The organism is Candidatus Nitrotoga sp. BS, assembly GCF_927797785.1.
Classification (GTDB): Bacteria; Pseudomonadota; Gammaproteobacteria; order Burkholderiales; family Gallionellaceae; genus Nitrotoga.
On sequence record NZ_CAKMLL010000056.1, the window covers coordinates 1 to 23,255 of the forward strand.

The 23,255-nt window shown below is 47.7% G+C and carries 22 protein-coding genes and 2 pseudogenes; 13 read left to right on the forward strand and 11 right to left on the reverse strand.

Going from position 1 to position 23,255, the window contains the following annotated elements; all coding sequences use genetic code 11:
• Nucleotides 1-353 precede the first annotated feature (353 nt).
• Both MJ769_RS05980 and mutM read right to left on the reverse strand, forming a co-directional pair.
• Nucleotides 354-758 (reverse strand): hypothetical protein, encoded by a 405-nt coding sequence (locus MJ769_RS05980; protein WP_239235197.1) that lies wholly within the window; start codon nucleotides 756-758, stop codon nucleotides 354-356.
• A 407-nt stretch (nucleotides 759-1,165) separates the two neighbouring features.
• A complete protein-coding gene (gene mutM / locus MJ769_RS05985; protein ID WP_239235198.1) occupies nucleotides 1,166-1,981 on the reverse strand; it encodes a bifunctional DNA-formamidopyrimidine glycosylase/DNA-(apurinic or apyrimidinic site) lyase in 816 nt (271 codons plus the stop codon).
• A gap of 227 nt (nucleotides 1,982-2,208) precedes the next feature.
• On the opposite strand from mutM, the gene MJ769_RS05990 reads away from it, so the two are divergent.
• Nucleotides 2,209-2,433, forward strand: a complete 225-nt coding sequence (locus MJ769_RS05990) for an Arm DNA-binding domain-containing protein (RefSeq protein WP_239235200.1) — start codon at nucleotides 2,209-2,211, stop codon at nucleotides 2,431-2,433.
• The gene (locus MJ769_RS05995) at nucleotides 2,408-3,148 is read left to right on the forward strand and encodes a hypothetical protein (RefSeq protein WP_239235201.1); all 741 of its coding nucleotides are present in this window, start codon (nucleotides 2,408-2,410) and stop codon (nucleotides 3,146-3,148) included. The genes MJ769_RS05990 and MJ769_RS05995 overlap by 26 nt, the downstream gene beginning before the upstream one ends.
• 314 nt (nucleotides 3,149-3,462) lie before the next feature.
• Here the strand turns inward: MJ769_RS05995 and MJ769_RS06000 are convergent, their stop codons facing one another.
• From MJ769_RS06000 to MJ769_RS06035, 8 genes and pseudogenes are all read right to left on the reverse strand, one after another.
• Nucleotides 3,463-3,669 (reverse strand): hypothetical protein, encoded by a 207-nt coding sequence (locus MJ769_RS06000; RefSeq protein ID WP_239235203.1) that lies wholly within the window; start codon nucleotides 3,667-3,669, stop codon nucleotides 3,463-3,465.
• Nucleotides 3,670-3,866: 197 nt separating this feature from the next.
• A pseudogene (locus tag MJ769_RS06005) lies at nucleotides 3,867-4,313 on the reverse strand (transposase-like zinc-binding domain-containing protein); the annotation flags it as partial.
• A gap of 171 nt (nucleotides 4,314-4,484) precedes the next feature.
• A complete protein-coding gene (locus MJ769_RS06010) occupies nucleotides 4,485-5,099 on the reverse strand; it encodes a shikimate kinase (protein ID WP_320412149.1) in 615 nt (204 codons plus the stop codon).
• Between the two features lie 18 nt (nucleotides 5,100-5,117).
• On the reverse strand, nucleotides 5,118-7,238 hold the full coding sequence (gene pilQ, locus MJ769_RS06015; RefSeq protein WP_239235205.1) for a type IV pilus secretin family protein: 2,121 nt from the start codon (nucleotides 7,236-7,238) through the stop codon (nucleotides 5,118-5,120).
• 17 nt (nucleotides 7,239-7,255) lie between these two features.
• On the reverse strand, nucleotides 7,256-7,768 hold the full coding sequence (locus MJ769_RS06020; protein ID WP_239235207.1) for a pilus assembly protein PilP: 513 nt from the start codon (nucleotides 7,766-7,768) through the stop codon (nucleotides 7,256-7,258).
• Nucleotides 7,765-8,298: a type 4a pilus biogenesis protein PilO gene (locus MJ769_RS06025; protein ID WP_320412150.1), complete on the reverse strand. Its 534-nt coding sequence runs from the start codon at nucleotides 8,296-8,298 to the stop codon at nucleotides 7,765-7,767. The genes MJ769_RS06020 and MJ769_RS06025 overlap by 4 nt, the downstream gene beginning before the upstream one ends.
• A 101-nt stretch (nucleotides 8,299-8,399) precedes the next feature.
• On the reverse strand, nucleotides 8,400-8,996 hold the full coding sequence (locus tag MJ769_RS06030) for a PilN domain-containing protein (RefSeq protein ID WP_239235211.1): 597 nt from the start codon (nucleotides 8,994-8,996) through the stop codon (nucleotides 8,400-8,402).
• Nucleotides 8,993-10,093: a pilus assembly protein PilM gene (locus MJ769_RS06035; RefSeq protein WP_239235212.1), complete on the reverse strand. Its 1,101-nt coding sequence runs from the start codon at nucleotides 10,091-10,093 to the stop codon at nucleotides 8,993-8,995. The genes MJ769_RS06030 and MJ769_RS06035 overlap by 4 nt, the downstream gene beginning before the upstream one ends.
• Before the next feature lie 594 nt (nucleotides 10,094-10,687).
• Here MJ769_RS06035 and MJ769_RS06040 point away from each other — a divergent pair.
• The gene (locus MJ769_RS06040) at nucleotides 10,688-11,206 is read left to right on the forward strand and encodes a transposase (protein WP_445083075.1); all 519 of its coding nucleotides are present in this window, start codon (nucleotides 10,688-10,690) and stop codon (nucleotides 11,204-11,206) included.
• Between the two features lie 181 nt (nucleotides 11,207-11,387).
• Here MJ769_RS06040 and MJ769_RS06045 read toward each other — a convergent pair.
• Nucleotides 11,388-12,688: pseudogene (locus tag MJ769_RS06045) on the reverse strand (IS110 family transposase).
• 685 nt (nucleotides 12,689-13,373) lie between these two features.
• On the opposite strand from MJ769_RS06045, the gene thrS reads away from it, so the two are divergent.
• From thrS to nusA, 10 genes are all read left to right on the forward strand, one after another.
• Entirely contained in the window at nucleotides 13,374-15,287 is a 1,914-nt protein-coding gene (gene thrS, locus MJ769_RS06050; RefSeq protein WP_239235214.1) for a threonine--tRNA ligase, read from the forward strand.
• 20 nt (nucleotides 15,288-15,307) lie between these two features.
• Nucleotides 15,308-15,826, forward strand: coding sequence for a translation initiation factor IF-3 (infC, locus tag MJ769_RS06055; protein WP_239235347.1), 519 nt, complete (start codon nucleotides 15,308-15,310; stop codon nucleotides 15,824-15,826).
• Between the two features lie 168 nt (nucleotides 15,827-15,994).
• Entirely contained in the window at nucleotides 15,995-16,192 is a 198-nt protein-coding gene (gene rpmI / locus MJ769_RS06060; RefSeq protein ID WP_239235216.1) for a 50S ribosomal protein L35, read from the forward strand.
• A gap of 10 nt (nucleotides 16,193-16,202) precedes the next feature.
• A complete protein-coding gene (gene rplT / locus MJ769_RS06065) occupies nucleotides 16,203-16,562 on the forward strand; it encodes a 50S ribosomal protein L20 (protein ID WP_239235217.1) in 360 nt (119 codons plus the stop codon).
• A gap of 189 nt (nucleotides 16,563-16,751) precedes the next feature.
• The gene (gene pheS, locus MJ769_RS06070) at nucleotides 16,752-17,771 is read left to right on the forward strand and encodes a phenylalanine--tRNA ligase subunit alpha (RefSeq protein ID WP_239235224.1); all 1,020 of its coding nucleotides are present in this window, start codon (nucleotides 16,752-16,754) and stop codon (nucleotides 17,769-17,771) included.
• Nucleotide 17,772: 1 nt separating this feature from the next.
• Complete coding sequence (gene pheT / locus MJ769_RS06075) at nucleotides 17,773-20,124, forward strand: phenylalanine--tRNA ligase subunit beta (RefSeq protein ID WP_239235226.1); 2,352 nt, start codon at nucleotides 17,773-17,775, stop codon at nucleotides 20,122-20,124.
• 10 nt (nucleotides 20,125-20,134) lie between these two features.
• Nucleotides 20,135-20,440 (forward strand): integration host factor subunit alpha, encoded by a 306-nt coding sequence (locus MJ769_RS06080; RefSeq protein WP_239235231.1) that lies wholly within the window; start codon nucleotides 20,135-20,137, stop codon nucleotides 20,438-20,440.
• Entirely contained in the window at nucleotides 20,421-20,792 is a 372-nt protein-coding gene (locus tag MJ769_RS06085; protein ID WP_239235233.1) for a MerR family transcriptional regulator, read from the forward strand. Before MJ769_RS06080 ends, MJ769_RS06085 begins: the two co-directional genes overlap by 20 nt.
• Nucleotides 20,793-21,102: 310 nt before the next feature.
• Nucleotides 21,103-21,528: a ribosome maturation factor RimP gene (gene rimP / locus MJ769_RS06090; RefSeq protein ID WP_239235235.1), complete on the forward strand. Its 426-nt coding sequence runs from the start codon at nucleotides 21,103-21,105 to the stop codon at nucleotides 21,526-21,528.
• Between the two features lie 242 nt (nucleotides 21,529-21,770).
• Nucleotides 21,771-23,243, forward strand: a complete 1,473-nt coding sequence (gene nusA / locus MJ769_RS06095) for a transcription termination factor NusA (protein WP_239235237.1) — start codon at nucleotides 21,771-21,773, stop codon at nucleotides 23,241-23,243.
• The last annotated feature ends 12 nt before the right edge of the window (nucleotides 23,244-23,255 follow it).

The window sequence follows — 23,255 nt, forward strand, 5'->3', positions numbered from 1 at the left end:
AATGAGACAGGCACCATTGTTATTAGTTCCGTTAATTACGGTTCTCTACACTAGCGAATAAGGTTATATCGTGCGAGCGAAGCGAAGTCACTGACTGAACCGTTTGTTATACAAACACAGTCCCTGAATGTGGGTCAGCCCAACCGGGCTAATGTACTGAAAAAAGAAGGGCAAGTCTTGACCTCACCGTTATTGTCGAATGGTATCTACTCGCCTCCGATTTCACCAGCCAAAGCCATTTGGATAGCGATCATGGGACTCACCCTCCTGTAAGGAATGGTTTGCAGGATTTAGGTGGCAAGCTAATCTTCGTTTACTTTATGAAAGTGATCCTTTCATATAATTCCAACTTTTCACTTTAGCACCACCACAAATATTAAGGCAGATAGAGTGATGCCCAATAAAAAACACACATAGATTAACATCTTGATTCGAACTCGAAAAACTTCGATCACATTAACTACGCGTGCATTTTGTTCGGCAAGTGATTTGATTAATGTGGCTGATGAGTTCTGTTCTGAATTCAGTTCAACTATCTTCGCCTGAAGATGACGAACGCGACCGTCCAAATTTGCGAGTCCTTCAGCATCGAATGAAGCAGTTTCTGGTGAACTGTCAGCGGTAGGCTGGCTGTTTGTGTTAGCTTTTGCCGCAGTAAAAAGGCGCTTTGCGCCTTTCACCATGCCCGGTGCAGCTTCTAACACATCTTTCCATGGTACAAACTTCAGCGCGCTAATCCAACTTATCGCCAAAATCATTCCTCCTGTTTTTATATATCAACGGCACTACCAAACATGCCATCAGTTATGGAACTTCCAAAGAAGATACTCCGCTGCAGGTAATTTTTCCAATTTTTATTAAAATCACAATACGTGATTGACCCATAAATTAAAAAACGTTTCATGCAAATTTGTTCTCCTTTGATGATCTGAAGGTAGTATTTCGACGTGAGAACGAATTCTGTCAGGAAGCACAGGCTACGGTCATACTTATTATTTTGGCGTTATATCAAGAGCCGGACGCCATTGGTTGCGCGCTAATGATCGACTTGATGTTGAGCGCAGCAATGGAATTTCGATACGCCATTACTTGAGAAAACAACTCAAAATTTAAAGTCTTGCTTCGAAATTTAGGTGACAACGGAACGATAGGGGGAAGGTGTTGATTATTTTTGGCATTGTGGGCAATAAAAACTGGATCGCTGCCCTTGCCGAATCTGCTTGATAGTTGAGTTGCATGCACGGCAATTCTCGGTCGCGCGGCCATATACCCAGTAGTGCTGCTGGAAATAGCCAGGATTGCCACTGCTGTCCACGAAGTCGCGCAGGCTGCTGCCACCCAGCGCAATGGCTTCCGTCAATGTTTCTTGTATCGTTTTTACCAATCGGGCGCAGCGCGGTCGACTAAGTTTCGCGGCGGGTAGTTGCGGGCGGATACCAGCGCGGAATAGGGCTTCATTGGCATAGATGTTGCCTACGCCTACTACTAGATGATGATCCATGATGATCAACTTGATCGCGGCATTGCGTTTGCGTATCGCACGATAAAGATATTCGGCATTAAAGGTATTCTCTAGCGGTTCCACTCCAAGCTTCAGCAACAATGGATGCTGTGCGGGGTCGCCTTCATTCCATAGCACCGCGCCAAAACGTCGCGGGTCACGTAGCCGCATAAGCATTCCGTTTGCCAGCTTTAAATCGAAGTGATCGTGCTTTTCTGCTGCTATGTCTGCGGACAAAATACGTAAGCTGCCGGACATGCCGAGGTGGAGGATGAGCGTGCCGCTATCGCATTTGATTAACAAATATTTGGCACGGCGATACAGTGCGTGAATTATTTGGTTGTGCAAGATGGCGGCCAATTGCATGGGGATAGCCCATCGTAGATGAGATGTGCGAATGATTACGTCCGCGATGCGTTGTCCGACCAACTGTGGCTCAAGTCCGCGCAGGGAGGTTTCGACCTCGGGTAGCTCAGGCATGGTGTATTTTAGTGTTGATTGTCATTCTAATAATCCATTAATTTAATATAAAATCAATTATATGGTGTGTTCTATCCTGTTTATTGTGTTGATAAGTATTCCCCTATATAGAGAAAAACTGGTTACATGAAATTAAACCACGGGGACAGCATGGCAAAATCGATATCGAAGCGGCAAAGGTAAAATTAACAGTTGGCAGGATAGCAGCTTTCCAGTGCAAAGAAGGTGTGGCACTGTCATTCCTTTGGTGCGATGAACCTTTGGGGCTGGTCGTTCGTGCTACCGCTGCCGGTACGAAATCATACATATACCAAGCCAAGGTTAACGGTCAATCAATGCGAGTGACAATTGGCAAAGTTACAGCGTGGAGCATACCCGCTGCACAAGAGGAAGCACGGCGACTGCAAGTCCAGATTGACCTCGGCCATGACCCGCGCCAAGTTAAAGGCTGACGATGCAGAAGCTAGAGCACACGCTCTACAAGCCAAAGCAGACGCAAAGGCCGCACGAGAAAAACAGCTAGCCAGAGAATTGGTAACAATAGGCAAAGTATGGCCCGAATATGTGCAAGACCGCAAATTAAAATGGGGAGCGCATTCACTCTGCAAACACGAACGCGCCATGCAGAAGGCCGGACAGCCACAGAAACGCGGCAAAGAATTGACCGTGGCGGATGAACTGGAATCGCTGGCCGATGTGCGATTGGCAGACCTTACGCCTGAACGAGTTGATGAGTGGGCAAAAGCTGAGACGCTAATTCGTGAAGTATCCGCACGGCTTGCTTTTAAAATGCTGAGAGCGTTTCTTAACTGGTGTGGAAGACACCAAAACTACAAATTGATTGTAACGAGCAATGCCGCCGCGAGTAGCAAAGCTCGTGAATTACTGGGCAAGGCCAAGGTCAAGGATGACGCGCTCCAGAAGGAACAACTGCCCGTCTGGTTCTCCGCTGTTCAACAAATTCAAAACCCTGTAATTAGTGCTTATCTGCAAGCCCTGTTGCTGGTCGGTTCGCGCCGTGAAGAACTCGCATCATTGCGCTGGGAAAATGTAGACTTTAAGTGGAAGAGCATTACCGTCCAAGATAAAGTGAGCGGCTTGCGAGTTATACCCCTGACGCCTTATGTGGCGCACCTGCTGGCCGTCCTACCGCGCCGCAATGAATAGTATTCAGTAGTCCGGCCTCGCTTTCCGGCTATCTTGCAGAGCCTTCCGACAGGCATAATGAAGCATGTTTAAAGGCTGGGGTGGGCTTGATGAACTTGACGTACAACCTAAAGCGCATTGAGACGCTGATTCGGTTGAAGGTGTTTGACTTCGACAGGATCGGTGCGCCTGTCGCGCAGGCAATGGCATAAAAGGAGGGGATGACCACTCAAAATAGCCGACATTGGCTGGGGGAAATGAACAGACCGCCGTAGATGTTGTAGGTCTTACCGGAACATCATCTAAAAATGAAATGTGATGACGGCGGGTGGAAATTAACGGGATTTATAGAAGTGCCCCAAAGATAATTCTTGAGGGCGGAACGGACGCACACCACGGTGAAACGGGATGAGAGTTTGCTGTTGCCACTCACCCGTCAAGAGACCGTGCGCCAGACTTCCTTCGGCAATGCCTGAGCCAATGCCTTCAACGCCACCGGTTCCTTGCTGGGTTCCCGATGCTACTGCATCTCGCCCCATCATTCTGTTAGAAAAAGTTGCACTTCGTTGTTGAATCCGCGACTTTTGAATAGTTGACGCACCACAAACTAGTTCAATCTTGGCTATGTTCGCAATCCATGTTGTTAGACCGTTTCACCGGTCGCCATGGCCAGTTTCGATCCATTACCTTCTTCACGGTCGAGGGCATGAAACTAGCCGAGATAGTTGTCCAAGTAGCTGGTGGCCACACCGCGATACTTTTGTACCTCGCAATCCAAACCGCTCCGCTTTCCTTTGAACGACAACAAGAACATCGTTTCGTCAGCCTCGGCAATGACAGTCAGTACCGAGGCTGGACGGTTTTGGGCGCTGCCAGCAAACGATGTCGCCAGCGGTGTGCGGTGCTGTTGTGAATTCGCAAAGGACGGGCAATCTGTCGTAGCGTCTGACCGTCTTGCAGCACGCACGACAAAGATAGCATTGCAGTCTGTTTGCGTGGCCGTTCTGAATTACGTGCATAGACTGGCAGTGCAGGCACATCGCGCCAAATGCGAAGCGCTCCTCGATAGAACAGTCGATGCCAGTTGCGCATCCAGTGCTGCCAACTCAACCGCTACACGCTTGCGCTTATCGCGTGTCAGTTTTCTCAATGCGGCAGTGATTCGTTTTAACACAGGCCTTCTCATTTTTGCCTCCTGCATGAACTAGTGTGCATGCACCGGGGGACACAGTATGCACGTCAGAGTGGCTCATCAGATAAGCTGCCAGCATGATTTACGAATACAGCCTAATCTTCTATACCTGACAAAGGTAAGATTATCAGGCTGACTGTGCGGAATGATTGTTATTGTCTTGAATTAGATTAATTTAACTGGTTGAGATGACTGAATGTCTAAAAATCGGTTTAGCTCTTGCTGCAAATGTAAAGTTAGACTTTGCGCGCTTTGTTTGCCGGTAGGCATAACTAAATTAGCCACTTGTGCATATAGTGGATCGCGCTGCTCATACATATGTTTTAGTTTTGCATGTGGGTCGGCTGTCTGCAATAAGGGACGATTTCGGTCATGGCGAGTTCGATGCCAGAGGTCATGAACTGTACTTTTTAGATACACCACTACGCCATTGCAGCATAATGCATTGCAGTTTTTTTCATTCAATACCGCACCACCCCCAGTCGCTAAAACGATGTTGTCGAGCAGTACTAAGTCTTGAATTACGCTTGCTTCGCGCTGCCGAAACCCAGCCTCACCCTCAATATCAAAGATGTGCGGAATAGTTACGCCAGAACGCTGCTGAATTTCCTCATCACTGTCAACAAAAGCTTTGCCCAGCTGCTGAGCAAGCAATTTCCCTATGGTGGTTTTTCCTGCCCCCATCATTCCCACAAGAAAGATGTTGCCGGAATGGCGCTTGGGCTGCATATTATTAATATGATACATGGTCGGATTGTAGCTGAAAAATGCATTGTGCATCACCGATGCACTTACTGCTTATCGCAGGTTCAAGCTATCACTCAGGATTTTGGGGGAAATGAAAACCAACAGCTCTCTTTTGTTATTTGTATCAGTTTGACTTTTAAATAACCATCCAATTAAAGGAATATCACCTAACAGTGGCACCTTAGGCGTAGATTTCAGCTCATTTTGAGTATAGACACCACCAATTACAACAGTCCCTCCATTATCAACCAATACTTGTGTACTGATTTTTTTGGTATTAATGCTGGGTACTCCCCCTGCCGACGTGTTAATTATTGTGCCAACAGAATCCTGAGTTACTTCTACTTTCATGTTGATATTATCATCTGGTGTGATTTGAGGCGTTACGGTAAGGCTTAAAAGTGCCTTTTTAAACAATATGGTTGGTGCTATTGTCGCGCTGGTTGTTGTCTGATAGGGTATTTCCACGCCTTGTTCAATTGTCGCCTCAGTTCCATTTGCAGTCACCACACGAGGGCTAGAAATTTCTTTGGATATTCCATTTAGTTGTGATGCCTGCAACTCAAGTCCTAATATTTTTGTCACCGATGAGTTGAAAAGCATCGCTGATACTACGCCAGTACCAATCAGTCCAGGGGTTCCGGGCAGATTAACTGGCCCACCACCAGCACTTCCGCCAACAGAACCACGAAGTCCGCCCACAGAAAATCCGCCTCCAGGTGGTGGTACACCGGTATAGCTTAACCTTCCGCCTAAGGTTCGAGTAAAGGTATCGCTCGCCTCAACAAAACGTGCTTCAATCATCACTTGGCGCACCGCTACGTCGACTTTCTTGATCAGCTTGCGTACTTCCTCCAAACGCGATGGCGTATCTTGAACGAACACAGTATTGGTGCGTGCATCTTCCACTGCGCTCCCGCGTTTTGATAGCATGCGCTGGGCAGAATTCTGTAACAAAGCGACAATTGCTTTTCCTTTTGAATAAGCTAGTGGGTAACTTTCCGTGTGGAGAGGTTCAAGGTCGAAGATTTCTTGATTTGCTGCTAAATTAAGCTTTTCCTTGACCGCCAATTCTTCGCGTGGGGCAACCTGGATTACGTTGCCGTTTTTGCGCATGTCCAAGCCGCGCGAGTCAAGAATGATTTGTAGTGCTTGATCCCACGGCACATCCTTAAGGCGTAATGTCAGATTGCCGCTCACGGAATCGCTGATCACCATATTCAAATTTGTAAAGTCAGCAATAACATTCAGTGCTTCACGCACTGCAATATTCTGGAAACTTAACGTCAATTTTTCGCCCTTGTAACCTATCTTGCTATTCGTAGATAGTTTATCGGGATCATCCGCTACTGCTTTAATTTCCAGGATAAACTTGTTATCCGTCTGGTAGGCGACGTGCTCCCATAACCCCTTGGGTTCAATGACCATGCGCACATGGTCACCCTGCATGAATGTATCGACCCCTTGTATTGGCGTGCCGAAATCCACTACATCAAGTTTACGTTGCAGGTTGCTCGGTAGACTGGTATTCATGAAATCCACGATCAAGCGTTTACCTTGCTGCTTAACGCCTATACCTACACCAGGGTCCGATAGGTCTACCTGAATGCGTCCTCCTCCATTGCCGCCGCGACGAAAAGCAATATCACGCAGGCTATATTTCTGAATACCTTGCTTTGTCTCAGTAAACCGTGCAGCGGGTGCCACCGCTGATTCCGCAGGAACTTTGCCATGCAGGGTAATTAGCAGGTTAGCTCCCTGTGTCTGTGCGTCATAAACCAATGTTTGATTAAGGTTAACCACCAGACGGGTGCGATTACCTGATTGCACGATATTGGCGCTACGTAATTCACCTACGCCAAATTCCTGCTTCGATTTGCCCAGCTCATTCGTTGTATTGGGGAAATCAAATACAATGCGCGCCGGATTGCTGATGGCAAAATTCAAAGGCGGATTGGTAAGCCTATTCTTCAACCCCATTTTAAGTACAAGCTTACCACCTGTTGCAGTGCTGGCGCTGAGCGACTGTATGCTATTCTCCGCGTCAGAATTTTGTCTGCTAGCGTTTAATCCACTGGTATTGTCTTGCGCTTGGGCAGTTAGCGCGCAAACGGCAAATGCCGCGACAACGAGCAGAACAAAGTTGTTGACTACGTTTTTATAATGACTCATGTTTCACTCCTAATCATTCATTCCATCAATGGCAAGCTACTTATACGTTCCGCCCAGTCTCCTGCACTATCTTGCACGACTTCCTTGATTTTTATTTCGGTTTCTGTCACGGAAATAATTTGACCAAAATTTGATCCTAGATAATTGCCTGTTTTGACTCGGTGGAGCTTTCCATCCGCTGAGCGGACGATAGCATGAGCAGCTTTAGCCTGATAAAGAAAACCGACCATCTTCAAATTTTCTAATGGTGATTCTTCCAGTTCTTCGCGACGTCGCGTCATATCCGGTTGATTGAGGCCGGGAAGATCGCCACTTTTCGCTTCGGGTTTGCGAGGTTTGAATGGATCCGGGAGATTTGTAGCGTTATCATAAACAAATGGCTCATAAGGCTTAATCTCAGGAGGGGGATCCACCTTGCCGCGCATTCCACTGCCAGTGACTTTGACGAAATCGCGCAAATCTTGAAACTCTTCGCCAGCGCAGGCAGATAGCAGTAAAGATGTCGACAGTAGCAAACAAACCGATCTCATTTGTGTGCTCCAGCTGTTTTGGATGATTGCCTCTGGGCAGTTAATTCTTCTTCATCTAAATAGCGATATGTTTTAGCTATAGCATCCATAGTCAGATACCCTGCCGTTGGATTAATATTAATTTCGCTCAATGATACGATACGCGGTAATTGAGCAATATCGCTAGCAAACTTACCAAGGTCATCATAATTACCCGTTACTTTAATGGTGATTGCCTGCTCAGCAAACACGCCGGTGATAATCTCGTCGCCCGGTCTAAATAATTCAAATTGTAGGCCGCGGCCCAAGCCAGCTTGATTAATATCGGTTAGCAACGCATCCATTTCTGACTTGCTCGGTAATTGTTTCAGCAGTGCATCAAACGATTGCTTGGTTTCCATAAGTTTTTTATTGATAACATCCAGATTGATGGCTATTGCCTTTTTGGTCTTGAACTCCGTTTTTAATGTAGTCTCAATCTCCTTGGCTGTGCTCAGAGCTTCCCAGCGATCCTTCCAGTCAAATAAGGCACCCGAAATTGAAATGGTCACGAATATTGCCACAAATGCGCTGAGCTTCACCAATAATGGCCAGCCACCCGGATCTTTGGGGTTAATGTCCTTTAGTTCGTCTAACAGTCTCATGAGATTACCTAACCTTTCGTGCCAGCTGACTGCGCCGGAGCAGCAGGAATTGTCGGCACCTGAGTAGTCAAGTCAAATTTCAGATTAAACTCATTCAAGCGTGGCCCATTGTCCTTCGTGGATATCGCGGAAATTTGAACCAGCGTAGGTGATTCCAGCCATTGAGAGCCATCAATGGAGCGCATCAGAGTGGATACCCGCGCATTAGACTGAGTTAAGCCAACCAAGTTGATTTTGTTACCAGTTTGCTTAATCGATTTTAAATACACGCTTTTTGGCATAATATTCAACATCTGATCCAGCAGGTGCACCACATCTGAGCGCGTACTTTGCAGTTTTTCAACCACTGTTTTTCGCTCCATTAGAGCTGCGATTTCCATTTTTAACCGTTTTATTTCAGCGATCTGCTTGTCTAGCAGGACGATTTGATCTTTCAAATATTGGTTGCGGCGTTCTTGGTATTCAATCTGCGTAGTTATGACAGCATGCACGATACCAACAAACATTGCTGCCAACACTAGCGAGATTACGCTGAGTGCATAGAACTGAATCTGCCGCGCTTTGCGCTTTTCAGCACGATGCGGTAATAAATTAATACGTATCATGAGGGATCAAACCTCCGCATCGCAAGACCACAAGCAATCATTAGCGCTGGCGCATCAATCTGTAATTGGCGCTGTTTGATGCGCCCAGACAAAGTCATCTGAGCAAATGGATTCGCCACAAGTGTTTTTACCTGCGTACGTGTTGCTACAGCATCATCCAAATTAGACAGTGCTGCGCAACCGCCAGCTAACACGATGTAACTTACTTCATTGAACCGGGTAGAGGTAAAGAAAAGCTGAATGGCACGAAACACTTCGCCCGCCATACTTTCACGGAACGGTGTCAGTACGTCACTTTCGTAGTTCTCTGGCAATCCGCCATTAAGTTTGCCTGCTTCTGCCTCCTCGGTGGATAAGCCGAAAGCATTTTGGATATGTTGTGTTAATTGATCGCCACCCATTTGCTGATCGCGCATGTACACCGATTGTCCGTTGTGCAGAATATTTACATTCATTACATTTGCACCTATATCGATCAATGCTACGCATTGATCCGCTGCACCTCCCGGCAACTGCATGCGAATCTGGTCAAACGCCATTTCGGTGGCGTAATGCTCTACATCCATCACCACGACCTTGAGCCCCGCTACTTGTGCAACAGCAACTCGGTCTTCCACGTTAACATTACGTGAGGCAGCTAACAATATTTCGATTTCCGCAGTATTGCCAGGTGCTGGGCCTATTACTTGAAAATCTAGGTTAACTTCGTCAATAGCAAATGGAATGTACTGATTTGCTTCCGCCTCCACCTGAGATTCCATATCTTCTTCATTCAATCCGCTGGGCAGAAAAATTTTTTTACTAATCACGGCGGCAGCAGGAAGCGCAAGGCTAATGTTTTTTATACGCGTTCCCATTCTTTTCCAAGCGCGTCGCAGACATTCCGAAACTGCCTCCAGATCATTGATATTGCCGTCACTCACTGCGTTTTGAGGCAGTGCTTCTATTGCGTAATGCTCAATAACATAGCCGTTTTTCTTCGCTAATTCGCTTAGCTCCACAATTTTGATTGAAGACGAGCAAATATCGACCCCGATTAAAGGGGGTGTCTTGGTATACAAGAAATCTAACGGAATATTTAACTTGTCTTTGATCATAATTAATGATTAGAGCTTTATGTGTTGAGTGGTTTAAATAAAAAACAACGAATTGTTGAGAATGTAAATAATTTTCATTAGGATATAAAATTGCATTGCACTATTAAACTACGACAGTAAATCAAGATGACAATATTCATTAAAATAATGATCAAACACTTTTTAATTTAAAAGTTTCACCTTGTAATTTTGCGCATTGTTACATTTTACTTTACGACAAGTTGCAGAAATACTTTAGGGCGCCCCTACAAATCTCGACCAATCCCGTCAAGCTTAACTCTTGTCGGGTATCCAGCTATTTGCGGGTAAATATAAACTCGGCAATTAAATATTAAACTTAATCGATAATGCCTTGTCAGATTGAACACGGAACGACAAGTCGGGAGGACACTTTCGATACAGGCATTAGGGTACTTCTATCAACCCCCCCAATTTTCACAAGCGCCGAAAGTCCACTACGCCTAAAACAGACATAGCCGTATTCGACGACCCCCACCCCATGCAAACGGCCTGTTTGACCTTCAAAACCGTTACGCCAGCCTGTCTGAAGCAGGCGACCCTCTGGAGCGGCTCAACGCCGTCATTGACTGGGAGATGTTTCGCTCCATTCTCTCCCGCATCGACCCCACAGAGCGCAAAAGCGCAGCCGGACGCAAGCCCACCTGCCGTGTGCTCATATTCAAGATGCTCATCCTTCAACGCCTGCGCAACCTGTCAGACGAGCGCTTGCAATACCCAGTCAGCGACCGTCTGTCTTTGATGCGTTTCCTCGATCTTGAACTGGCAGGCAACGTACCCGATGACCGCACCTTGTGGGCATTCCGTAAAGCACTCAAACAGCACCCACTGACTGATGCCTTATTCGAACGACTGAATCAAGCACTGAGCAACACAGAGAAATTGCACGTTCGTGCACAGGTCGAGCATGTCTTGGGTGCGATGGAAAACGACATGGTCGGTATCTTCCTGCGCAGTATGGGTGCAGCGCGCGCCAAGGTGGGGGTGGGCTTGATGAACTTGACGTACAACCTAAAGCGCATTGAGACACTGATTCGTTTGAAGGTGTTTGACTTCGACAGGATCGGTGCGCCTGTCGCGCAGGCAATGGCATGAAAGGGGGCACTCAAAATAGCCGACATTGGCTGGGGGAAATGAACAAACCGCCGTAGATTTTGTAAGTCTCACCGGAATATCATCAAAAAATGAAATTTGATGACGGCGGGTGAAAATTAACGGGATTTATAGACGTGTCCTTAAGAAACACCTCCCAACCAACTGGTTTTATAAAGCGGAATTAAGAGGGCTGTTCATTGACGACGAGTTTCATCCCCATTTTTTCAGCACGTTGTGCCAGTTGTCGCAACACTCTTTCGCGATAGCGTTCTTTATAGTAGTCCTGCCCCTGATCGGTATACGCTTCACCTTTGGTAAGCATGCTGTAGATAAGACGAGCCAGTTTGTGCGCGGCGGCGGATACGGCTTTAGGTTTGTCCATGCGCCCGCACATCCTGCGGAAATATGCGCCCAGCGCCGACTGGCTGCTGCGCAATGCTGCTGCGGCCAATCTCAAGGCTTGGGCTGCCCGGTTGGCTTCGCGCTTGGTCTTACCGCTCATAACGACGCCTCCGGTAATCTTGGTGCCGGGGCATAGCCCCAGCCAACTCGCGAAGTGCCCTGCCGTGGCGAAGCGTGACATGTCCGCCCCGGTCTCGGAGATCACCGCAAGTGCGGTGGTGAGGTCGATGCGCGTAAGATCAACTCCGCACATCCTGAACAATTGCGTGCGCAGATCAAACTTCGGCGCATGCGGGGGCGACCACGCTTCTTTCCCTTCGCCGGTTCGCCATCATGAACTTGCAGGCTTTGCAATTGCCCCTCGATCTTATGGTCGGACTCGACTAGCTGTGTGCCGAGGAAATCGAACATATCCAGCGCTTGCTTGAGCGCAAACAGATGCTCCGCGCCAGTTGCCTTGCAGGCTTTTTGCGATTTCATCAACGGTAGCGCGAATGCGCTCATTCTTTATCGCGGCCAGCACTTGACCATCGCGCTCCCCAGCGACAATGGCGCACAAAATCTTCTGCCCCGTCTCACCGACCACGCCCGAAATGACGTTGGTGAGCTGGATGTTCATCTGCGTGAGCGCCTTTTGCATGCGCTGCACATGCGTGCTTGGCATATCAAAAGCATCCCGCGCTGGCGCCACAGAGAGCGCAATACGCACACAGCTTCGGTCGGGCGAAATGCGCCGCGAAGCAAACCGTAGGTCATGAGTTGCTGCAACCATTGGTAGTCCAGCACGTCAGACTTGCGGCCAGAGACATTTTTGACGTGGCGCGAATTGACCAGAAACACTTTGAAGCCGCGCGATTCCAGAAGTTCGAACAAAGGGATCCAGTACACGCCCGTGGATTCCATCGCGACCGTGTCCACGCCGCAAGCGTCGAGCCAATCGGCCAAGGCGTTGAGGTCAACCGTAAAGCTTTGAAATTCCCGGACAGGCTCGTCGTCCCTGTCCGGTGGCACAGATACGTAATGGGACGAACTACCGATATCGACTCCAGCCGCATGGGGATGGGTGATCGTTAAAGGCACTCTATGATTGGCCGGGTTTGATACTGATTTTCTGCTTGCGTTGCACCATGATTGTCCCCATCATTCGTTTTGGAATGGGGTGCCACATCGGGTACGTCGTCAAGCTCACTCTCTGAAACGGGGTATCGGCCAAGCGTCCCAACAACGCCAAGCCAATTCACCTATGTCGATGACGTCACCCATGAACACGCTAACCCTCGGGCAATATGCACCATTGCTATTCCGGTCTTCCGTGGCACCGCATTCCACTTTGACACAGTCGGAAAGCAGCGTGTTTCTTCGGCGCGATTTGAGGCACAGAGCCGATTACTACGCTAACATATCGCCCAGTTTTTGGTAGCCATTCCATTTCCAAATAAATATGGAAATGTGTACTGCATCTGCAAATTGAAACAGAGCATAGAATGCATCACATAGTTATTCCCGCTTAAAATACAAATGGAATCAGTTAGTAGTTTGGTCAATTAATCAGATTGCGAGTCTTTCCAGTGTCGGCTATGTTAATGCCATTTGAAAATCAGGTAGCCTCTTGCCATATGGTCATTTATACAAAATTATTCACGTTCTAACCAAAATATAAATATAATCAATGCGGCTCTAGCCGCACTTGCTGTATATAAGACGTGTTTTGCGGTCTGTTAGTGAGTGCGGGTGCGTCATTTTTATTTTAATTATAGAGATATATATGCCTTGTATTACATTGCCAGATGGCTCGCAACGCAGTTTCGCGCAGCCAGTTACCGTGGCCGAAGTTGCGCAGAGTATAGGCGCGGGCTTGGCGCGTGCGGCGCTGGCCGGTAAGGTTGATGGGCATCTGGTTGATACCTCCCACCTTATTCTCTCTGATTCAGCATTGTCTATCGTTACCGATAAGGACATGGACGGGTTGGAGATTATTCGCCATTCCACTGCGCATCTTTTGGCTTACGCAGTCAAGGAGTTATTTCCTGAGGCTCAAGTGACTATTGGTCCGGTGATTGAAAACGGGTTCTACTATGACTTCTCTTATGCACGTCCGTTTACCCCAGATGATTTAGTGGCGCTTGAAAAACGCATGACGGAATTAGCTAGGAGCGATATTCCGGTAACTCGAAAAGAGTTGCCGCGCGACGAAGCGGTGGCCTATTTTAAAAGCATAGGTGAGCATTACAAGGCGGAGATTATCGAATCCATCCCCGTCGAGCAGGGTGTATCACTTTATACTGAGGGTGATTTCACCGATCTGTGTCGTGGGCCGCATGTGCCGTCTACTGGCAAACTCAAAGTGTTCAAATTGATGAGTGTGGCTGGCGCATACTGGCGCGGCGATCAACGCAATGCCATGTTGCAGCGTATTTATGGTACCGCCTGGGCAAAGAAGGAAGATCTTGACGCCTATTTGCACCGCTTGGAAGAAGCGGAAAAACGTGATCATCGAAAACTTGCGAAGCAGCTTAATTTGTTCCACATGCAGGATGATGCGCCCGGCATGGTATTTTGGCATCCGAATGGTTGGACCATCTGGCAAGTAGTTGAGAGCTACATGCGTGGCAAGTTCCGCGAGTATGGTTATCAGGAAGTGCGCACTCCAACCATGATGGATCGTTCGATGTGGGAGAAATCTGGGCATTGGGAAAATTATCACGAAAATATGTTCACTACCCATTCAGAGGCGCGGGATTTTGCGGTGAAGCCGATGAATTGTCCTGGGCACGTGCAGATTTTCAATTACGGCCTGCGCAGCTATCGTGAGCTGCCCCTGCGCCTGGCCGAATTTGGATCCTGTCATCGTAACGAGCCGTCCGGCTCTCTGCATGGCTTGATGCGCGTGCGTGGTTTTACCCAAGATGATGCACATGTATTCTGTACTGAATGTCAGATAGAAAGTGAAGTGGCGGATTTCATTGTGATGTTGCAGAAGGTGTACGCAGATTTTGGTTTTAATGATGTTTTGGTAAAACTTTCTACTCGTCCAGAGAAACGTGTTGGTTCTGACGAAACTTGGGACAAGGCGGAGGCGGCACTGGCTGCGGCATTGCGTCAGAATGATCTGGAATATGAATTGCAACCTGGTGAAGGGGCGTTCTATGGACCGAAAATAGAGTTTTCTCTGAAAGACACGCTGGGGCGTGTGTGGCAATGTGGCACCATTCAGCTGGATTTTAATCTGCCGGTTCGCTTGGGTGCGGAATACGTGGACGAGGACAATACGCGCAAAGTGCCGGTGATGCTGCACCGTGCTATTCTTGGCTCGTTAGAGCGTTTTATGGGGATTCTTATCGAGCACCACGCTGGAGCTTTCCCGCTGTGGTTATCGCCCGTGCAGATGGTGGTGGTGAATATCTCGCAGGATCAAGATGGTTATGCTACTCAGGTCGCAGACATTTTGCGAGTAGCTGGATTTCGCGTGCACTTGGATTTGCGCAATGAGAAAATTACCTATAAAATACGGGAATATAGCTTGCAGAAATTACCTTATCAACTGATAGTGGGTGCTAAGGAGATGGCTGCTGACTTGGTTTCTGTGCGAACCCGAAAAGGTGAGGATCTTGGGCAGATGTCGATTGCGGTGTTGTTGGAACACCTGCAATTGGAGCTGCAAGCGGGTAGTACGGTTTAATTTTTTGTGGAGAAACTGCAATAGCTCAGGATAAAGAACAACGCCTCAACGAGCAAATAACAGCACCTCAGGTGCGGCTAGTTGGTGTAGAAGGGGAGCCACTCGGTGTTGTGGCAATCGGGGAAGCGTTACGTTTGGCCGAAGTGGCTGACCTGGATCTGGTGGAAGTTGCGCCGATGGCGGAGCCGCCTGTTTGCCGGATTATGGATATCGGTAAGTTTAAATATGCCGAGAGCAAGAAGCAGCACGAGGCTAAACTTAAACAAAAACAGATTCAGATTAAGGAAGTTAAATTCAGGCCCGGTACGGATAGTGGTGATTACAATATCAAATTGCGTAACTTAACCCGATTCCTAGGGGAGGGTGACAAGACCAAAATTTCGTTACGTTTCCGAGGGCGTGAGATTGCGCATCAGAGCATTGGTATGCAAATGATGGAGCGTGTAATGGTTGATCTTGGGGAGCACGGTACCGTGGAGCAGTATCCTAAAATGGAAGGTCGTCAGATGGTGATGGTGCTGGCGCCGAAGAAAAAATAATTTTAATGAATTAAGGCCCCCGGTTTTGTCAAGGGTGTTTTTTCGACGTTACTCGGATTAAGGAGCTGGTTCGAGTAGCTGTACAATAAGCGGTTTCAGATAAGTGGTCTCGGGTTTTTAAGTGTTCCTGTCAGGAACCTCCTGGAGTCATAAAATAAAGGAGTTGTTATGCCTAAAATGAAAACAAAAAGTGGTGCGGCAAAGCGCTTCAAAGTGCGTGCAGGTGGCAGCATCAAGCGCGCACAAGCGTTTAAACGCCACATCCTGACCAAAAAGACTACCAAGTGCAAGCGTCAATTGCGTGGTACTGCTGAAGTTCACGCAAGCAACACGGCGTCTATTCGCGCCATGATGCCCTACGCATAAGGAGTAATTCATGCCAAGAGTTAAACGTGGTGTAACGGCGCGAGCGCGCCATAAGAAAATCTTAGATCTGGCCAAGGGTTATCGTGGTCGCCGTAAAAATGTCTATCGTATCGCCAAAGCTGCAGTAATGAAGGCTGGTCAGTACGCCTACCGTGATCGTCGGCAACGTAAACGCCAGTTCCGCACATTATGGATTGCACGTATTAATGCGGCGGCACGTGAGCAAGGCCTTAGCTACAGTGTGTTCATGAACGGTTTGAAGAAGGCCGCGATTAGTATCGACCGCAAGGTGCTGGCAGATATTGCCGTATTTGATAAGCTTGCCTTCATACAGATTGTTGGACAGGCCAAAGCAAGCCTCGGCGTTTAAACGCAAGCTAACCACATTTTAAGAGGCGTTCGGCGCCTCTTTTTTGTTTTTTTAAAGTTGTTCTGGTTGTCTGCTTGACTAGCAATTAACTTTTGTGATTGACTTTCGGGCGATTCGCGATTTCGGCTCAATTACGCCGCTAACCTCTCTGTCTCCTCTGTCAGGGTAGATAAATAATAAATAATTGTCATGCAAGAACTTGAGAAAATTCTCGATGAAGCACTAAAGCAGTTTGCCGCCGTTGATCAGGCAGCGGAATTGGAGCAGGTTAAGGCGCGCTATCTGGGTAAAGAAGGTCGTTTAACGGTGTTGTTGAAAAGTCTTGGCAAGCTGTCCGCCGAAGAACGCCCGGCAGCAGGGGTTCGGATCAATCAGGTTAAGCAGGGTATCGAAAGTGCGTTGCAGCAAAGACGCGAGGCCCTGCAGTATAGCCAGTTACAGCTTAAACTTAAGGCGGAGTCGCTGGATGTTACTCTGCCAGGCAGAGGGCTGGGTTGTGGTGGTTTGCATCCGATCACACGCACGCTTGAACGTATTGAAAGTCTATTTCATTCACTCGGTTTTACTGTTGCATCGGGTCCAGAAATCGAGAGTGATTTTTATAACTTTACAGCGCTCAATATTCCAGAAAACCACCCAGCACGAGCCATGCATGACACGTTTTACGTCGATAAAAAGCATGTATTACGCACCCATACTTCGCCGGTGCAGATCCGTTATATGGAAAATAATGCCCCTCCACTGAAAATTATTGCGCCGGGAAGGGTTTACCGCTGCGATTCAGATGTGACCCATTCACCAATGTTTCATCAGGTGGAAGGGCTGTGGATTGATGAGGATGTGAATTTCTCTATGCTCAAGGGTGTACTGTCGAATTTTATGCAATGTTTCTTCGAGCGCGATGATTTGCAGGTTCGTTTTCGTCCTTCATTCTTTCCATTTACCGAGCCGTCGGCAGAGATGGACATTCAGTGTGTGCAGTGTAACGGCAAGGGTTGTCGCGTGTGCAGTCATACTGGATGGTTAGAGGTGCTAGGCAGTGGGATGGTGCATCCGAATGTGTTACAGCACGTCGCTATCAATAGCGAAAAATATTTGGGTTTTGCCTTTGGCCTTGGAGTCGAGCGATTGGCGATGTTACGCTATGGTGTGGCTGATTTGCGACTGTTTTATGAAGGTGATTTACAATTTTTGAAGCAATTCAACTAGCATGAAATTTTCCGAGAATTGGTTAAGATCCTGGATCAATCCCGAGCTTTCCAGTCACGAGCTGGCTCATGTATTGACGATGGCTGGGCTCGAAGTGGAAGCTTTGGAATCAGTCGCGCCTGCATTTAGCAATGTAGTGGTGGCAGAAGTGCTGGAGGTGATCAAACATCCTGTTGCGGATCGGCTAAGTGTGTGCCAGGTTAATGTGGGCGAGACAGCATCTCTGAGTATCGTTTGCGGCGCACCTAATGTTGCCGTAGGTATGAAAGTGCCTTGTGCGCGCATCGGTGCAGTATTGCCAGGTGACTTTGTCATTAAGCAAGCCAAGGTGCGCAATGTAGATTCCTTCGGCATGTTGTGTTCTGCCAAGGAGCTGGGATTGGCCGAAGAGAGTCAAGGATTGTGCTCGTTGCCTGAGGATGCGCCGGTGGGGGTGGGGTTACGCGAATATTTAGAGCTAGACGATATGCTGTTTACCTTGAAGCTGACTCCCAACCGTAGTGATTGTTTAAGTATGGCGGGCGTGGCGAGGGAAGTGGCGGCGATTGCCGGAGGTGCATTGAATGCGTTGCAGGTAGATCCCGTTCTGTCGAATTTGACTGAAACCATAGCAGTAAATATTGATGTTCCCGAAGCTTGTCGGCTATATTGCGGTCGTATTGTGCGCGGTGTGAATTCCGCTGTTGCGACTCCGTCATGGATGATGCGCCGTCTGGAACGTGGCGGGCTGCGTAGTATCAATGCAGTGGTAGATATAGCCAATTACGTCATGCTTGAGCTTGGTCAGCCTCTTCATGCCTACAACTTGGATCAGCTCGCCGGTGGCATTACAGTGCGTTATGCAAGAGCGGGTGAGGAATTAGCTTTGCTCAATGGACAAAACGTCATTCTGCAGGACGACATGCTGGTGGTTGCAGATGATACGCGATTGCTGGCATTGGCTGGAATTATGGGAGGCATTGCAAGCAGCGTGGAAACGGCCACTCGTGATGTTTTCCTAGAGAGTGCCTTCTTTGTACCCGATGCAATAGCTGGGAAAGCGCGTAGACTGACCATTTCCACTGATTCTTCATATCGTTTTGAGCGCGGCGTAGATTTTTCTGAGACACGCGTGGCGCTGGAACGTGCAACACAATTATTACTGGAAATTTGTGGTGGACAAGCTGGTGCAATCAGCGAGGTGCATGGAAAATTACCGGTGCGTAATGCTATAACGTTACGTACTGGTCGAGTAAAGCGCGTGCTGGGCATTGTACTGGATACCGCCCAAATCACCGTCTTGCTGAAACGGCTGCAATTTAAATTCGAACAGCAGGGTGAAGATTTTCATGTAATGCCACCCAGTTACCGCTTTGACTTGATGCTGGAAGTGGATTTGATTGAGGAAATCGCACGGATAGTCGGCTACGATAACATTCCCGCACAGCCGCCACAAACTACAGTTATGATGGTTCTGCAAGCAGAAACACAGCGTTCAGTGTCTCGCCTGAGTCAAATGATGGTGGCGCGTGACTATCAGGAAACGATAAGTTATGCTTTTCATGAGGCGGAGGTTGAGCGTGATTTGTGCGCTAATACCACACCCATTACTCTGAAAAATCCAATCTCCAGTCAATTGGCGGTGATGCGTAGTAGCCTTTTAGGTGGTTTAATAGGTGCTTTACGTACAAACCTTGCACGCAAGCAGTCTCGTGTGCGATTGTTCGAGACAGGAGCGTGCTTTACTGGTGAAAATTATTCGCAGAGTGAGCGATTCGCTGGATTGAGCTACGGAACTCAGCTCCCTGAACAATGGGGTGTGGCGGCGTGCAGCGTGGATTTTTACGATGTAAAGGCAGATATAGAAGCTTTGTTCGCTCCAGCTGCATTAAGTTTTTTGGCATTGCCGCATCCCGCTTCGCACCCTGGGCGCTCGGCGCAAATCTTGCTTAATGGGCAGGTGGTGGGTTGGATAGGTGAGTTGCATCCGCAGTGGCTGCAGCAGTATGGAATTTCCCAGGTAGTGGTGTGGTTTGAGGTTGAGCTGGATGCTTTGAAATCAGCCGATGTACCGCATGTCAACGAGGTTTCTAAGTTTCTGCCGGTGCGCCGCGATCTTGCCGTAGTCGTGGATGAAAGTGTAACGGTTCAATCTTTACTGGATGTCATGCTAGGTAGTAATGCATCTTATGTGATAGAGCTAGCACTGTTTGATCAGTATCGTGGTAAAGGTGTGGGGGATGGGAAAAAAAGCCTTGCTTTCCGTGTGTTATTGCAAGATACTAAAAAAACATTAATTGATAGTGAAATCGAACTAAGTATCGCGCGCCTGACAGAAGTTTTGCAACAGCACGGTGCGGAGTTACGAATATAAGAGGTGATCAATGACATTGACCAAAGCAGAACTCGCGGATTTACTATTTGAAAAAGTTGGCTTGAATAAACGTGAAGCCAAGGACATGGTTGAGGCCTATTTTGAGGAAATTCGTGCTCAACTAGAACATGGTGATAGTGTTAAGCTATCCGGTTTTGGTAATTTTCAATTACGTGATAAGCCCCAGCGTCCTGGGCGCAATCCAAAGACAGGCGAAGACATTCCCATAACGGCGCGCCGCGTAGTGACGTTTCATCCCAGCCAGAAACTTAAGAGCATGGTAGAGCTAAACTATCATGGAAAACCACAAGCTTAAGTCCATTCTGCCATCGATTCCGGCAAAGCGTTATTTCACTATAGGTGAAGTAAGTGACTTGTGCGGTGTGAAGGCGCATGTGTTGCGTTATTGGGAGCAGGAGTTTACCCAGCTGAAACCAGTTAAGCGGGGTGGTAACCGGCGCTACTACCAGCATCATGAAGTTTTACTCATTCGTCGTATCAGGCAATTGCTGTATGAAGAGGGTTTTACTATCAGTGGAGCTCGCGGCCGCCTGAATAGTGCTGTCGAGCAAACTGTAGCAGATTCGCAGCCGCAGATACTTCAGTCGTCCGCAAATTTGTCAGAGTTACATCGAGAAATCCGAGAAATACTCGCTTTGCTAGGGTAGTGCTTCATTTTCTTCAATCAAGCTTACGATAGATACGAAGCTTTCTGGATAGCACTTGCCTTGATGCCGCCAGAGGTATCGATCAAGCTAAAAATGCAATGAGGTCAGCTGTTACAACTCGTGTTGCACTTCGAGCTTGAATCCGCATAATTAATGATTTAATGATGGTATAGCCAAATAAATTGCCTCCTTCGGTACTTGCAAAGTGAAAGTCGTGGCGAGGTCAATTTCCACTAACAGATTATTTTTGCTATAATCCGCGCAGATTTCCAGATGGGCCTAGGCCCGTTTTTTATTTGTGGGCATGATTATGGATGTAGCGAGATTGGTGGAAACGACGGTGACTGGCTTGGGTTATGAGTTAGTTGACTTTGAAGTGTCTGGCAGGGGTTTGATGCGAGTGCTGCTTGATAACCTGGCGGGGATTACGGTTAAGGATTGTGAGTTGGTCAGTCACCAGTTGACGCGCTTGTTTGCGGTAGAGGGGGTAGATTTCGGGCGCCTAGAAATCTCATCTCCGGGATTAGACCGGCCAATTAAGAAGGAGGCAGATTTCGTACGCTTTTGCGGCAAGAAGGCGCAGCTAAAATTGCGTATCCCATTGGCAGGCCGTAAGAATTTCATCGGTATTCTTGGTAACCTTCAAGATGGTGTATTGCAATTAGACGTGGATGGTAAGCTGGTGCTGATTGAGCTGTCCAATTTGGATAAGGCGCATTTGGTGCCGACATTTTGACGTTTGCTTATGGCGAACGATTTGCTTGGGCTAAATTTTAAAATTCGTTTTACGCGTTATCGTTGCAATATTTATGACAATAATTTTTTGTTTATCTGACCTCGTAATATGAAAGGACAATGTGGTTGCACATTTGCTTGGGTGAAACAAAATTTAATATGGCTATTACCATGCATATAAAATAAAAAATATGCGAGTAAACGCGTTAATTTAAAAAACATTCGGGTTGGTTGGAGGCTGTTATGAGTCGTGAAGTTTTATTGTTGGTTGACGCCTTGGCGCGTGAAAAAAATGTGGACAAGGGCGTCGTCTTTGGTGCGCTAGAGTCTGCTTTGGCGTCTGCTACCAAGAAGCGTTTTGCCGAAGAATCTGATGTGCGTGTCAGTATTGACCGTAACACTGGTGAGTACGAGTCATTTCGTTGCTGGCAAGTAATGGATGATGAAACTTTTGAAACGCCAGATCTGCATATCAAGCTTGGCGAGGCTCAGAAACGTAATCCGGATATCCAGCTGGAAGAGTTTATCGAAGAGCCACTTGAGTCCATCGACTTTGGGCGCATAGGTGCACAAGCCGCTAAGCAGGTGATATTTCAGAAAATTCGTGACGCTGAGCGCGAACAAATTCTGAGTGACTTCATGGAGCGAAAAGAGCATTTGGTGTCTGGTACGGTGAAGCGCATCGAGCGTGGGAATGCCATCATCGAATTCGGCAAAATTGAAGCATTGTTGCCGCGTGATCAGATGATTCCAAAAGAAAATATGCGCGTTGGTGATCGTGTGCGCGCGTATTTATTGTGTGTGGATCGTTCAGTACGTGGGCCGCAAATTACGCTGTCTCGCATTACACCTGAATTTTTGATTAAATTATTCGAGCTTGAAGTGCCGGAAGTGGAGGAGGGGTTATTGGAGATAGTTAGTGCTGCGCGCGATCCTGGAATTCGCGCAAAAATATCGGTACGCTCCCACGATAAACGGATAGATCCGATCGGCACTTGTGTGGGCATGCGCGGCTCGCGTGTGCAAGCAGTAACCAATGAGTTGGCGGGAGAGCGCGTTGATATTGTACTTTGGTCGGAAGATCCAGCTACAAGTGTTATTAATGCCTTGGCTCCGGCTGACGTGGCCAGCATTATGGTGGATGAAGATAATCACAGCATGGATGTGGTCGTTGAAGAAGAAAATCTTGCGCAGGCTATTGGACGAAATGGCCAGAATGTACGCTTGGCTAGTGAGCTGACCGGATGGGAGCTTAATATTATGACTATAGAGGAATCTAGCCAGAAGAATGAGCAGGAGTTTTCTAAAGTGCGTGATTTATTCATTGAAAAGCTCGATGTGGATGCAGAGGTGGCAGATATTCTAGTTCAAGAAGGTTTTAACACATTAGAAGAAGTGGCCTATGTGCCACTGAGCGAAATGTTGGAAATAGAATCACTTGATGAGGCTACAGTGAATGAATTGCGCAGTCGAGCACGTAATGCCCTGTTAACTGCAGCAATTGTAAATGAAGAGCAGGTGGAGCATAACATTGAAGATTTAGTTAAGCTCGACGGTATGGACGAGCATACTGCACGTGTTCTGGCAAGCAAAGGAATCTGCACACAAGAGCAAGTTGCCGATTTGGCCGTGGACGAGCTGGTTGAGCAGGCGGGAATGGATGAAGAGCGCGCAAATCGATTAATTATGGCTGCACGCGCTCCTTGGTTTGCTTAATGGGGTTGGCTA

Excerpts from the sequence above, each read along its gene's own strand:
- MJ769_RS05980 (WP_239235197.1), bottom strand. The coding sequence starts at position 758 with ATGATTTTGGCGATAAGTTGGATTAGCGCGCTGAAGTTTGTACCATGG.
- mutM (WP_239235198.1), bottom strand. The coding sequence starts at position 1,981 with ATGCCTGAGCTACCCGAGGTCGAAACCTCCCTGCGCGGACTTGAGCCA.
- MJ769_RS05995 (WP_239235201.1), top strand. The coding sequence starts at position 2,408 with ATGACCCGCGCCAAGTTAAAGGCTGACGATGCAGAAGCTAGAGCACAC.
- MJ769_RS06000 (WP_239235203.1), bottom strand. The coding sequence starts at position 3,669 with ATGATGGGGCGAGATGCAGTAGCATCGGGAACCCAGCAAGGAACCGGT.
- MJ769_RS06010 (WP_320412149.1), bottom strand. The coding sequence starts at position 5,099 with ATGCACAATGCATTTTTCAGCTACAATCCGACCATGTATCATATTAAT.
- pilQ (WP_239235205.1), bottom strand. The coding sequence starts at position 7,238 with ATGAGTCATTATAAAAACGTAGTCAACAACTTTGTTCTGCTCGTTGTC.
- MJ769_RS06020 (WP_239235207.1), bottom strand. The coding sequence starts at position 7,768 with ATGAGATCGGTTTGTTTGCTACTGTCGACATCTTTACTGCTATCTGCC.
- MJ769_RS06030 (WP_239235211.1), bottom strand. The coding sequence starts at position 8,996 with ATGATACGTATTAATTTATTACCGCATCGTGCTGAAAAGCGCAAAGCG.
- MJ769_RS06035 (WP_239235212.1), bottom strand. The coding sequence starts at position 10,093 with ATGATCAAAGACAAGTTAAATATTCCGTTAGATTTCTTGTATACCAAG.
- MJ769_RS06040 (WP_445083075.1), top strand. The coding sequence starts at position 10,688 with ATGTTTCGCTCCATTCTCTCCCGCATCGACCCCACAGAGCGCAAAAGC.
- thrS (WP_239235214.1), top strand. The coding sequence starts at position 13,374 with ATGCCTTGTATTACATTGCCAGATGGCTCGCAACGCAGTTTCGCGCAG.
- rpmI (WP_239235216.1), top strand. The coding sequence starts at position 15,995 with ATGCCTAAAATGAAAACAAAAAGTGGTGCGGCAAAGCGCTTCAAAGTG.
- rplT (WP_239235217.1), top strand. The coding sequence starts at position 16,203 with ATGCCAAGAGTTAAACGTGGTGTAACGGCGCGAGCGCGCCATAAGAAA.
- pheS (WP_239235224.1), top strand. The coding sequence starts at position 16,752 with ATGCAAGAACTTGAGAAAATTCTCGATGAAGCACTAAAGCAGTTTGCC.
- pheT (WP_239235226.1), top strand. The coding sequence starts at position 17,773 with ATGAAATTTTCCGAGAATTGGTTAAGATCCTGGATCAATCCCGAGCTT.
- MJ769_RS06080 (WP_239235231.1), top strand. The coding sequence starts at position 20,135 with ATGACATTGACCAAAGCAGAACTCGCGGATTTACTATTTGAAAAAGTT.
- MJ769_RS06085 (WP_239235233.1), top strand. The coding sequence starts at position 20,421 with ATGGAAAACCACAAGCTTAAGTCCATTCTGCCATCGATTCCGGCAAAG.
- rimP (WP_239235235.1), top strand. The coding sequence starts at position 21,103 with ATGGATGTAGCGAGATTGGTGGAAACGACGGTGACTGGCTTGGGTTAT.
- nusA (WP_239235237.1), top strand. The coding sequence starts at position 21,771 with ATGAGTCGTGAAGTTTTATTGTTGGTTGACGCCTTGGCGCGTGAAAAA.